At 33.2% G+C, this 11,798-nt stretch carries 10 protein-coding genes; all 10 read right to left on the bottom strand.

Features of this window, described 5'->3' with window-relative positions; translation table 11 throughout:
- Window positions 1-24 precede the first annotated feature (24 nt).
- Complete coding sequence (locus G4L40_RS11325) at window positions 25-1,638, bottom strand: CTP synthase (RefSeq protein ID WP_166237312.1); 1,614 nt, start codon at window positions 1,636-1,638, stop codon at window positions 25-27.
- Between the two features lie 113 nt (window positions 1,639-1,751).
- Window positions 1,752-1,982, bottom strand: a complete 231-nt coding sequence (locus tag G4L40_RS11320; RefSeq protein ID WP_166237311.1) for a DUF3820 family protein — start codon at window positions 1,980-1,982, stop codon at window positions 1,752-1,754.
- A gap of 95 nt (window positions 1,983-2,077) precedes the next feature.
- Complete coding sequence (locus G4L40_RS11315) at window positions 2,078-2,482, bottom strand: OsmC family protein (RefSeq protein WP_166237310.1); 405 nt, start codon at window positions 2,480-2,482, stop codon at window positions 2,078-2,080.
- Window positions 2,482-4,368, bottom strand: coding sequence for a LysM peptidoglycan-binding domain-containing protein (locus G4L40_RS11310; protein WP_166237309.1), 1,887 nt, complete (start codon window positions 4,366-4,368; stop codon window positions 2,482-2,484). The genes G4L40_RS11315 and G4L40_RS11310 overlap by 1 nt, the downstream gene beginning before the upstream one ends.
- Before the next feature lie 100 nt (window positions 4,369-4,468).
- Window positions 4,469-6,001, bottom strand: a complete 1,533-nt coding sequence (guaA, locus tag G4L40_RS11305; RefSeq protein WP_166237308.1) for a glutamine-hydrolyzing GMP synthase — start codon at window positions 5,999-6,001, stop codon at window positions 4,469-4,471.
- Window positions 6,002-6,073: 72 nt separating this feature from the next.
- Complete coding sequence (locus G4L40_RS11300) at window positions 6,074-7,252, bottom strand: AIR synthase related protein (protein ID WP_166237307.1); 1,179 nt, start codon at window positions 7,250-7,252, stop codon at window positions 6,074-6,076.
- 75 nt (window positions 7,253-7,327) lie between these two features.
- Window positions 7,328-7,771, bottom strand: a complete 444-nt coding sequence (locus G4L40_RS11295; protein WP_166237306.1) for a hypothetical protein — start codon at window positions 7,769-7,771, stop codon at window positions 7,328-7,330.
- 4 nt (window positions 7,772-7,775) lie between these two features.
- The gene (locus tag G4L40_RS11290; protein WP_166237305.1) at window positions 7,776-8,597 is read right to left on the bottom strand and encodes an OmpA family protein; all 822 of its coding nucleotides are present in this window, start codon (window positions 8,595-8,597) and stop codon (window positions 7,776-7,778) included.
- A gap of 56 nt (window positions 8,598-8,653) precedes the next feature.
- The gene (locus G4L40_RS11285) at window positions 8,654-9,424 is read right to left on the bottom strand and encodes an OmpA family protein (RefSeq protein ID WP_166237304.1); all 771 of its coding nucleotides are present in this window, start codon (window positions 9,422-9,424) and stop codon (window positions 8,654-8,656) included.
- A gap of 72 nt (window positions 9,425-9,496) precedes the next feature.
- The gene (locus G4L40_RS11280; RefSeq protein ID WP_166237303.1) at window positions 9,497-11,683 is read right to left on the bottom strand and encodes a glutamine synthetase III family protein; all 2,187 of its coding nucleotides are present in this window, start codon (window positions 11,681-11,683) and stop codon (window positions 9,497-9,499) included.
- Between the last annotated feature and the right edge of the window lie 115 nt (window positions 11,684-11,798).

Below are 11,798 nucleotides of genomic sequence, written 5' to 3'. Positions count from 1 at the left end.
AGTGTTCAGTATTAAATGAACAGTTTATTTATTTTTATGTTGCACAGCAGCAGCTACAAAACTCACAAAAAGTGGATGCGGATTAGCGACTGTACTTTTATATTCAGGATGGTATTGAACGCCTATAAAGAAAGGATGTGTAGGAATTTCAACAATTTCTACCAACTTCGTATCTGGATTTACTCCCGAAGCTACTAATCCTGCTTTCTCTAATTCGTTTAAATACGCACCATTGAACTCATAACGGTGACGGTGACGTTCCATAATCTCGGTTTTGCCATAGATTTTTTGTGCCAACGTGTTTTCTTTTATGCTACATTTCCATGCGCCCAAACGCATAGTTCCTCCTTTGTTTTCAATATTTTTTTGCTCTTCCATTAAGTTGATTACTGGATGAGCGGTGTTTTCATTCATTTCGGTTGAATTCGCATCTGTATAACCTAAAATGTTACGCGAATATTCGATAACCGCCATTTGCATTCCCAAACAAATTCCGAAAAACGGAATATTATTCTCTCTTGCAAAACGAACGGTGTCGATTTTACCTTCAATTCCTCGTCCGCCAAATCCAGGAGCAACTAGTATGCCATCTAAATCTTTCAACTGACTTTCTGCCGAATTGGCATCTAAATGTTCAGAATGAATTGAAATTACATTCACTTTTGTCTCATTTGCCGCTCCAGCATGAATAAATGCTTCTAAAATTGATTTGTAAGAATCTTGTAATTCCACATATTTTCCTACTAAACCAATATTTACTTCGTACTTCGGATTTTTCAATCTAAATAAGAAGTCGTTCCAGTTGTTTAAATCTGGTGTATTTTTTTCTGGTAAATCTAATTTCTTTAGCGCAACTCTATCTAATCCTTCTTCCAACATTAAATTGGGAACTTCATAAATAGTCGATGCATCAATCGATTGAATTACCGCTTCTTTTTTCACATTACAGAACAACGCTAACTTCTGACGTAAATCTTGCGACAATTCGTGCTCGGTACGACACACTAAAATATCGGCTTTGATTCCGCTTTCCATTAAGGTTTTTACTGAATGTTGGGTTGGTTTCGTTTTCAATTCTCCGGCAGCAGCCAAATAAGGCACTAACGTTAAATGAACAACGATTCCGTTATTTTCACCTAATTCCCAAATCAATTGTCTAACTGACTCTATGTAAGGTAATGATTCAATATCTCCAACAGTTCCACCAATCTCTGTAATCACAATGTCATAATCACCCGATTTTCCAAGCAACTGCATGCGTTCCTTAATTTCGTTTGTGATATGAGGCACCACCTGAACCGTTTTTCCTAAAAATTCTCCTCTACGCTCTTTTTCAATAACCGAAAGATAGACTCTTCCTGTAGTTACGTTGTTCGCTTGAGATGTAGGAACATTTAAAAAACGCTCGTAGTGACCTAAATCCAAATCTGTTTCGGCTCCATCGTCTGTTACATAACATTCTCCGTGTTCGTAAGGATTTAATGTTCCTGGATCTACGTTGATGTATGGATCAAACTTTTGAATGGTTGTTCGGTATCCTCTGGCTTGCAATAATTTAGCTAACGAAGCTGCGATAATTCCTTTTCCTAAAGAAGAAGTCACACCTCCGGTAACAAAAATATACTTAGTTTGGTTCATTGTGTTGTTGTTGTTTGTGCGTTGTTGTAGTTTAAAAACGTGCAAAGATAATACTAATTAGTCAATGTGCCAATTAGTCGATGTATCAATTTTGTAATTAAATTGTAAACAATTTATTTTTGTCTTGGAAAGTTTCTGCGGATATTTCTAACTAGTTCTTCTAAGCCGTTTAGCTTGAGTTCGTGTACCAATTTTAATTGTTCGCCTAATTGTCCTTTAGGGAAACCTTTATTGGCATACCAAACCACATAATACTCCGGAAGGTCGATTAAATAATAGCCTTCGTATTTACCAAAAGGCATTTTGGTGTGTGCGAGTTTGATGAGGAGTTCGTGGTTGGTCATTTTTTGTTTTTGTGAGGAAAGAAAAAAGAGAAAAGAAGAAAGACTTTTAAAATGGTCTATATTCTTTTCTCTTTCATCTTTGTTCTTTTATCTATTTACTTCCAATTAAAAACTATTTCCTTTTTAATCTCAGGATGCAAACTATAAAAAACAGGGCAAGTCATAGCAGTTCTTTCCAAGATGGTTTTTGTTTTTTCATCGGGATTAATGGAGAAGTGGAAAGTTACGTGAATTTCTGTGATTCTTCTTGGTTCGGTTCCCATGATTTTGGTTACTTCTGCGGTGGAACCTGAAAAATCTACATCTAAATCTCGTGCTTTGATTCCCATAACAGTGAACATGCAACTAGCTAATCCGTTGGCTACGGTATCGGTTGGAGAGAAGGCTTCTCCCTTTCCGTTGTTGTCTAGCGGTGCATCTGAAATAATTTCTGAACCTGATTGTAAATGTATCGAAGAGGTGCGTAAATCACCTAAATATGTCACTTTTGAAGTTGCCATTATTGTACTTGTTTTATCGTTAAATCGTTGTCATAATATAATAAATAACATCCATTGTTATTGTTTGCTCCGTTTTCGTTCGAATAGTCAAAACTATTTTCAACATATTCTGTTTTGTATTTTGAAACGGAATCCACAAAACCTTCTTCTTGACAAATACGTAAAATAGTGTCAAAAGTTATGTCGAAACCCTTTATTGCAGCAGTATTTGGTGAAATGTTATTGTCTTTTTTAAATTCTTTTGCAAAGATAAATTCTTCGGGTGTTGTAATTACTTTGTTTGCCGAAGGATACATCATTTTTAAAGCGGTTAAATTTTTAATTGGAATTTCTTCAAAATTTAGCGCATCATACACTTCAAAAACCACTAATTGAATTTCATATTCTTTTTGTAAGTTCTTTAATGTATTGGTAATACTCAGAATTGTTCCAGCTTTCTCAATTTCTAGTATTACAAAATTTGGTTTCCCTTTTACTAATTGAGTTTTAAGATTAGCAATATCTAAAGCACCTTTGTCATTAAAAGTTGCCAATTTAGTTTCTGGGAAATTAGAAGTTAAATAATCTCTAGAAGCGGTTTTTTTGGTGCTAATAATTGCTACTACATTACCGTTTTTTTCTTTGAAATGAGTAAATAAGTTGGCTTTTAATTTTTCTTCTGAAGGAATTGCATAATATAAATTTGGCAGTGCTAATCCTTTTTCTTTTGAAAGAGGAGAAATAACTGGAATATTATATTTTGAAAGTAATTGTGCCGTATTTTCAACATGTGAATTTTGAAATGGGCCAATAACAGCATCTACTTTTGAAAAATCGTTTTTTGTAATTATCGAAGCTACATTAGATGAATATTTTGAACTTTCAACATCATAGATTTTTATATTAACGGGTAATCCTAATACTTTTGCAGAGTCTATTGCCATTAATGCTCCAGCGTAAAAATCTAAAGTTAAGTTTAAAAATTTATTCGTTTTTAAATGCTCTGTTTTAGTTTTTAATGAATCGTTTTCTATTTTATTAATGTTGAAAGGAAGAAATAAAACCAACTCTTTTTGAGAGGTTTTATCAACTGTTTTTAATAAATCAACTTTTGATTTTGCAGAAAAAATAGAATCTCTTGTGATTTTTCTAGAAGGGATATTTAAAACCATTCCTTCTTTAAGACCTTCTTTTAATTCTGGATTCAAATCCAATAAATCTTCTTGCGAAACATTTAGTTTTTTAGACAAGCTAAACAATGTTTCCTTGGGTTGTACTTCGTATTGTCCTTTTCCTACAATTGAAACTTTCTTTTCTTGAGTAGTTTTGATTTTTAAAATTTCGCCTACTTTCAATCCTTCCACTATTTGCGGATTTAATTTTTCCAATTCCTCAACAGAAAGTCCGTATTTTGTAGCTATACCGTATTTGGTTTCTTGTGCAACAACTGTATGTGAAAAAGTTGAAGTTGAAGTTTTTACTTTTTCTTCTTTAACAACATCAACTGGTTTTATCTCTTTGCTAGCAATAGTTTTGTTTGTAGCAGAAGGTTTTGAAACATAAATTTCTTGGTCTATTTTTAATCCTTCTTTTAAAGCTTCTTTGTTCCAATTTTCAATATCTGAAACAGCAACATTGTATTTTTTTGAAATACTAAAAAGCGTCTCTTTTGCAACTACTTTATGTGTAATGCCTGATGAATTTGAGCCTGCCTTTGGAATTAATAAAGTGGTATTTTCTTGAATTCCATTCTCAGCATCTGGATTCAATCGGTAAATATCATAAGGTGTGACTTGATATTTTTTTGCGATTTGATATACAGATTCTCCTTTTGCGACCACATGTTTGATTTGTGCTTGTACTGCAAAAGCAAATAAAAAACTATAAATAAAAAATACTTTCTTCATTGTAAAAAAATAAAAAATGGCAATTTCAAAATTCAATTCAAATGTACTAAAAATCTGAATCGAAACTTGTAATTGCCATCATATTGTTATTAACTTTAATCTATTCCCACTCAATAGTTGCTGGTGGTTTTGAGCTGATGTCATATACAACTCTATTCACACCTCTAACATTGTTTATGATTTCGTTAGAAATTTTCATTAAAAACTCATACGGCAAATGTACCCAATCTGCGGTCATTCCATCGGTTGATTCTACAGCACGTAATGCTACTACTTTTTCATATGTGCGTTCATCTCCCATAACGCCCACGCTATTCACTGGCAATAAAATTGCTCCAGCTTGCCAAACTTTATCGTATAAACCGTGCTCTTTCAATCCGTTGATAAAAACTGCATCTACTTCTTGTAAAATAGCTACTTTTTCTGGTGTAATATCTCCTAAAATACGAATCGCTAATCCTGGTCCAGGGAATGGATGACGTCCTAATAATTCTTCATCAATTCCTAAACTTCTTCCAACTCTACGAACTTCATCTTTGAATAACATTCGTAAAGGTTCTACTACTTGCAATTTCATAAAATCAGGTAATCCGCCTACGTTATGATGCGATTTAATAGTTGCTGAAGGTCCGCCAGTAGCTGAAACAGATTCAATAACATCTGGATAGATCGTACCTTGACCTAACCATTTTACATCGGTTAATTGGTGTGCTTCATCATCAAAAACTTCAATGAACGCTTTTCCAATAGCTTTTCGTTTTGCTTCTGGATCATCTAACCCAGCTAACGCATCCAAAAAGCGTGCCGAAGCATCAACGCCTTTTACATTTAATCCCATTCCTTTGTACTGATTTAGTACATTTTGGAATTCGTTTTTACGTAATAATCCGTTGTTTACGAAAATACAATATAAGTTTTCACCGATAGCTTTGTTTAATAAAACCGCCGCTACAGTAGAATCTACACCACCAGAAAGTCCTAAAACTACTTTATCATTTCCGATTTTAGCTTTCATTTCGGCAACAACTTCTTCAACGAAAGCATTTGGTGTGAAATTTTGTGGCACTTGAGCAATTTTCACTAAGAAGTTTTCCAACATTTGTTTTCCATCTGTTGAATGGTATACTTCTGGGTGGAATTGAATCGCATAAGTCGTTTCGCCTTCGATTTTATAAGCTGCGTTTGCTACGTCTTTTGTACTTGCAATCATTACCCCATTAGTTGGTAATTTCTTGATAGAATCCGAATGTGACATCCAAACTTGACTATTTTCAGAAACACCTTCTAAAAACACTTCGTTTTCTTTGATATAAGAAAGATTCGCTCTTCCGTATTCTCTTGTGTTAGAAGCCGCAACTTCTCCACCTGAAAAATGCGCTAAATATTGTGCTCCGTAACAAACGGCTAACAATGGCATTTTACCTCGAATTTGAGATAAATCTGGGTGAAGCGCTTCTTCAGAACGAACAGAACATGGACTTCCACCTAAGATTACAGCTTTGTATGATGATAAATCTGAAGGAATTTTATCGAATGGAAAAATCTCGCAGAAAATGTTTAATTCTCTTACTCTTCGGGCAATTAATTGGGTGTATTGCGAACCGAAATCTAAAATTAATACGTTGTGTTGCATTTTATTGTTGTTGTGTTGTAAATTTTAATTTCATTAAAAGCAGAAAGACAAGTCATGACTTGTCTCTACAGATTAATATTCAAATGTTCCGTATTCGGATGTAATTGTTAATTTCTTGCTATCAGATTTCTCTACTCTTCCTACTATCTGTGTGTCGATGTTGAATGATTTTGAAATCTCGATGATATCTTGTGCTACTTCTGCAGGAACGTATAATTCCATGCGGTGACCACAATTGAACACTTGATACATTTCTTTCCAATCAGTTTTTGATTGTTCTTGAATTAATTGGAACAAAGGTGGCACTGGAAATAAATTATCTTTAATCACGTGAACATTGTCTACGAAGTGAAGCACTTTTGTTTGTGCTCCTCCACTACAATGTACCATTCCGTGAATTTGATTTGAATTGTATTTTGATAAAATCTTTTTGATAACAGGAGCGTATGTTCTTGTTGGAGAAAGCACTAATTTTCCAGCGTCAATTGGACTATTTCCAACAGCATCAGTTAATTTAGTTTGACCTGAATACACCAATTCATTTGGAACTGAAGCATCAAAACTTTCTGGATATTTCTCAGCTAAATATTTGGCAAAAACATCATGACGAGCCGAAGTTAGGCCGTTGCTTCCCATTCCGCCATTATATTCTTTTTCGTAAGTAGCTTGACCGAAAGAAGCCAAACCTACAATTACATCACCAGCTTGAATATTCGCATTATCAATCACATCTGCACGTTTCATGCGAGCTGTTACTGTTGAATCTACAATAATTGTTCGAACTAAATCACCTACATCAGCAGTTTCACCTCCTGTTGAATGAATAGTAACTCCGTGATTTTTTAATTCCGATATTAATTCTTCCGTTCCGTTGATGATAGCAGAAATAACTTCGCCAGGAATTAAATTTTTGTTTCTTCCGATAGTTGATGAAAGCAAAATATTATCCGTTGCTCCAACACATAATAAATCATCAATATTCATGATTAAAGCGTCTTGAGCAATTCCTTTCCAAACTGAAATATCGCCTGTTTCTTTCCAATACATATAGGCTAAGGAAGACTTTGTTCCTGCGCCATCAGCGTGCATAATGATGCAATATTGGTCGTCGTTTGTTAAATAATCAGGGATAATTTTACAAAATGCTTGTGGAAATAAGCCTTTGTCGATGTTTTTGATAGCTTGGTGCACATCTTCTTTAGAAGCCGAAACTCCTCTTAAATTGTAGCGTTTGCTCGTATCAGAACTCATGAATGTCGTGTGTTGTTGTTGTGCCGCAAAGATAGTTTTAAAATTTAGAATTTAGAAGTTTGAATTTAGAAATTCTTAAATTTTTATTACATAAATACCATCAATTAACTCAGAAGTATTATTTGGGACTTGAACATTTTCAATTTTATAGGTGGTATAGCATTCTTGCTCTTTAGCTGTTACATCATGAGTAATTGTAATTTCCTCAATAGTTGATGTAGTTTCGTTGTTTAAAGTGATAATGAATGTATTTCCAGTTAAATTTTCAGTGTTTGGAAATATTTGAATTTGATTGGTATTCGGAATAAAATTAAAAGGAACGGCTACATCTTCTGCATCTTTTATTGAAATTTGTGTAGCAGTAAATGTTTCATTTTCAAATACATTTTCAGAAGAAGTTTCATCAAGAATTTCTACAAAAATGGAAGCAGGCGCTACAAGATCACCTTCAACACATTTGTCACAATTGGTATTTAAAAATGCAATAATAATGACTAAAAAAGGAAAATATTTTCTCATATTCTTATTTACTTAAAATTTCAATTTCTACTCTTCTGTTTGCAGCAGCTTGGGCTTCACTTGCTTCTGGGATAGGGTAAATTGGTTGCGAAACACCAAAACCTTTAGTTTGAATGCGGTGTTGTGGAATGCCATTATATACTAAAAAACGTTTAATTTGTTTGGCTCTATCAGCCGATAAATTTCGGTAATCTTTATCAATACAACAAATGTGCCCTTGAATTTCGATTTTAAGTCCTTCATTGTTTTGCATCACATATAATAAATCGTACATAGCGCCTTGTGATTCTGGAACCGTTGCAAAGGTGTTTTGATAAAAATTAATATTTTTTAAGACAATTTTTGTACCCACTTTTGCCAGTTTTACTTTTTCTTCAAGTGTAGCATTTTCCGGAATAATGACTTCTTCTATGATTTCCTCTTTGATGCCTAAAATTTCATTTTCTTTAGATAAATCTTTTTCCAATAAATAGTAAATGATTACTTTTCTATTTTCTGCTTTTATTTTTGAAACTTGTTGTGTTTCACCAAAACTTCTACTTTTAAAATCTTCACGAATAGCAACTTTGTTTTGAACTAAATTATATATAAAATCTACTCTTTTTTTAGATAAAGTGTCGTTATATCCATTCGAACCTACTTCATCTGTAAAGCCTTCCATTGTAAGTATTTTTGAGGTTGGATTTAGTGTAATCCACTCTTGCAATCGTTTATTTTCTTTTTGGGTTAAATCAAACTTGTCGGAATCAAAGTACACCGTAAATTTTTCTTGTGCAAAAACACAAAAACCATAGCAGAAAAATAGAATTGAAAAGGCAATCTTCATTTTTAACTTTTTTACGAATTAACAACAAATTTAATACATATAAAAGTATGCCAAAGTTAATTTTCAATAATTTGAATTTCTACTCTGCGATTTTCATTTCTTTCTTCTTCGTTTTTTTCTGGAATTTTATGGATTGGTTTTGTACTTCCAAAACTTTTGTAACTAAGTCTGTTAGGGTCAATATTGTTGGCTTTTAGGTAATTATAAACGGCAAGAGCTCTAACTTCTGATGTGTTTTCAATATCGGTTCCTTCTTGACAACAAATATGACCTTGGATTTCAATTTTTAGTTTTGGATGTTTTTTCATAACTGCTAATAACTCTTCAAGAACTGGTCTAGATTCAGGTCTGAAAACTCCAGAGCGATTATAAAAATACAAGTTTTTTAATACCAATTTATCACCCACTTTTGCAGTAATAACTTGGTTGTTCAAGTCATTTGTTGCGGCTGCTTCGATTTCTTTTTTTGGAATTTCTTCGTAATAAATTTCAACTTTTCGGTTTAAGGTTAAATTGGAATTTTGTTTGAAATTTTCACCTTTACTTTCGATTTCGATTTGTTTTTGGTCAGTAACTTTTTCAATAATTCCTTTTACAAATTTAGCTCTATTGGACGCCAAAGTGTCGTTGTAACCATTTGATGCACGATAATCGCAGTAGCCAATAAGTTTAAGGATTTTTGCATCTTTATTTTTTAAGAAATTATCTAATTTATTTAATTCCGAAAGTTGTAATTGGTGTGAATCCGTATCAAAATACACCGTAAACTTGTTTTGGCTAAATGATATTGAGTGTATTAATATAAAAAGGAAGACAATATTTCTCATCGTTGTAAATTTTTATCTAAAATAAAAAAAACCTGCTCAATAGAACAGGTTTTAAGAAATATTTAAATGAAATTACTTCGTAAATAACAATTCTCTGTATTTTGTTAGTGTCCAAAGTTCGTCGTCTACTAACAATTCTAATTTGTCAGCATGGTAACGAATTTCTTCGAAGTATGGTTTTACTTTATCGCAATATGCATCGGCCATTTTTTCTGTGCTGTTTAAGGCGTTTGCTTTTTTACGTTCTTCGGTCATTTTTTCCACTTTCGTGTTAATGCCTTCGATATGTTCTGAAATTTCTTTGATTAACGAGATTTGTTCTTTAGCAATTTTCTCGAAGTCTTTTCCGAAAATTTCTTTTAAACCTTTTACGTTTTCAATTAATACGTTTTGGTAGCGAATAGCTGTTGGAACCACATGATTACGAGCTATATCACCTAAAATTCTTCCTTCAATTTGGATTTTTTTCACGTATTCTTCTAACTCAATTTCGTAACGCGCTTCCACTTCAACATGGTTCATTACGCCCATTTCGCCAAACAATTCAATTGCTTTTTTAGAAACTTTTGCTTTTAATGCTTGAGGTGTTGTTTTGTGGTTGCTTAAACCACGTTTTTTAGCTTCTTTTTCCCAAGCTTCGCTATAACCGTCTCCTTCAAAAAGAATAGCTTTAGTTTGTTTGATATATTCTCTTAAGACATTGAAAATAGCTTCGTCTTTCTTTAAATCTTTTTTCTCAATTAAAGTATCAACTTCTTTTTTGAAATCTTTTAACTGCTTTGCGACAATTGTATTTAAAGTCGTCATAGAAACCGCACAGTTTGCAGAAGAACCAACCGCTCTGAATTCAAATTTGTTTCCTGTGAAAGCAAATGGAGATGTTCTGTTTCTGTCTGTATTGTCTAATAAAACGTCTGGTAATTTTCCTACTACGTTTAATTTTAAATCTGTTTTTTCTTCTGGAGATAATTTTCCTTTAGAAACACCTTCTAGTTCTGCTAAAACTTTTGTCAATTGTTGTCCGATGAAAACCGAAATAATTGCTGGTGGCGCTTCGTTAGCTCCTAAACGGTGGTCGTTACTTGCTGAAGCAATTGAAGCTCTTAATAATTCTTCGTGATCATGAACCGCTTTAATTGTGTTAATGAAGAATGTTAAGAATTGTAAGTTGCTCATTGGTGTTTTGCCAGGACTTAATAGGTTAATTCCTGTGTCTGTAGCTAAAGACCAGTTATTGTGTTTACCCGAACCATTTACTCCTTTGAAAGGTTTTTCGTGGAATAATACTTTAAAATCATGACGTTCACCAACTTTTTGCATTACATCCATTAATAATGAATTGTGGTCTACTGCTAAGTTGATTTCTTCAAAGATAGGTGCTAATTCAAATTGATTTGGCGCTACCTCGTTGTGACGGGTTTTAACAGGAATTCCTAATAACATACACTCGTTTTCTAAATCACGCATATACGTTAAAACTCGTGTAGGAATTGAACCAAAATAGTGGTCATCTAATTGTTGACCTTTAGCGGCAGTGTGTCCTAATAAAGTTCTTCCAGTTGCTAATAAGTCAGGTCTTGAATTTGCTAGAGCTGTGTCTACTAAGAAATATTCTTGTTCCCAACCTAAAGTTGGTGTTACTCTTTTTACATTTTTGTCAAAATACTTAGCCACATCAATAGCTGCAGAATCGATAGCATGTAGCGCTCTTAATAAAGGTGTTTTGTTATCTAGTGCTTCTCCAGTATATGATACAAAAACCGTTGGAATACATAATGTAGTTCCGAAAATAAAAGCTGGTGATGTTGGATCCCAAGCAGTATATCCTCTAGCTTCAAATGTGTTACGTATTCCTCCATTTGGAAAAGATGATGCATCTGGTTCTTGTTGTACTAATTGACTTCCTCCAAATTTTTCAACAGGATCGCTTCCATCAGGAAAAGTTTCAAAAAAAGCATCGTGTTTTTCAGCAGTAGTTCCTGTTAATGGCTGAAACCAGTGTGTATAATGTGTTACACCTTTTGATAAAGCCCATTCTTTCATTCCTAAAGCAATATAGTCTGCTATTTTTCTATCAATTTTTACACCTTCTGCTGCTGCTTTAACGGCTTTGTAAGCTTCTGGTGTTAAAAATTGTCGCATTGCTTTGTCGTTAAAAACATTACTACCAAAAATAGCTGATTTTCTGTCCAATTCTTCTACATGAACTGGTTTTCTGTCTGTTGCTTTTCTTAAAGCTTGAAAGCGAAATGTTGACATAAAGTTGTGTTTTTAAAAGTTAAACCCTTGAAAAGTTATGCAAATATAATAATATTTAGTCAAATAATAAATTATACCCTATTTTTTTAGGGGGTAAAATCGTTTTTATTTAAAA

Origin of the sequence: Flavobacterium celericrescens (assembly GCF_011392075.1) — a bacterium.
Lineage (GTDB): Bacteria > Bacteroidota > Bacteroidia > Flavobacteriales > Flavobacteriaceae > Flavobacterium > Flavobacterium celericrescens.
The sequence above is the reverse complement of the archived record's forward strand: the minus strand, read 5'-3'. Positions and strand labels throughout refer to the sequence as shown.

Excerpts from the sequence above, each read along its gene's own strand:
- G4L40_RS11300 (WP_166237307.1), bottom strand. The coding sequence starts at position 7,252 with ATGAGTTCTGATACGAGCAAACGCTACAATTTAAGAGGAGTTTCGGCT.
- G4L40_RS11325 (WP_166237312.1), bottom strand. The coding sequence starts at position 1,638 with ATGAACCAAACTAAGTATATTTTTGTTACCGGAGGTGTGACTTCTTCT.
- guaA (WP_166237308.1), bottom strand. The coding sequence starts at position 6,001 with ATGCAACACAACGTATTAATTTTAGATTTCGGTTCGCAATACACCCAA.
- G4L40_RS11280 (WP_166237303.1), bottom strand. The coding sequence starts at position 11,683 with ATGTCAACATTTCGCTTTCAAGCTTTAAGAAAAGCAACAGACAGAAAA.
- G4L40_RS11295 (WP_166237306.1), bottom strand. The coding sequence starts at position 7,771 with ATGAGAAAATATTTTCCTTTTTTAGTCATTATTATTGCATTTTTAAAT.
- G4L40_RS11310 (WP_166237309.1), bottom strand. The coding sequence starts at position 4,368 with ATGAAGAAAGTATTTTTTATTTATAGTTTTTTATTTGCTTTTGCAGTA.
- G4L40_RS11285 (WP_166237304.1), bottom strand. The coding sequence starts at position 9,424 with ATGAGAAATATTGTCTTCCTTTTTATATTAATACACTCAATATCATTT.
- G4L40_RS11320 (WP_166237311.1), bottom strand. The coding sequence starts at position 1,982 with ATGACCAACCACGAACTCCTCATCAAACTCGCACACACCAAAATGCCT.
- G4L40_RS11290 (WP_166237305.1), bottom strand. The coding sequence starts at position 8,597 with ATGAAGATTGCCTTTTCAATTCTATTTTTCTGCTATGGTTTTTGTGTT.
- G4L40_RS11315 (WP_166237310.1), bottom strand. The coding sequence starts at position 2,482 with ATGGCAACTTCAAAAGTGACATATTTAGGTGATTTACGCACCTCTTCG.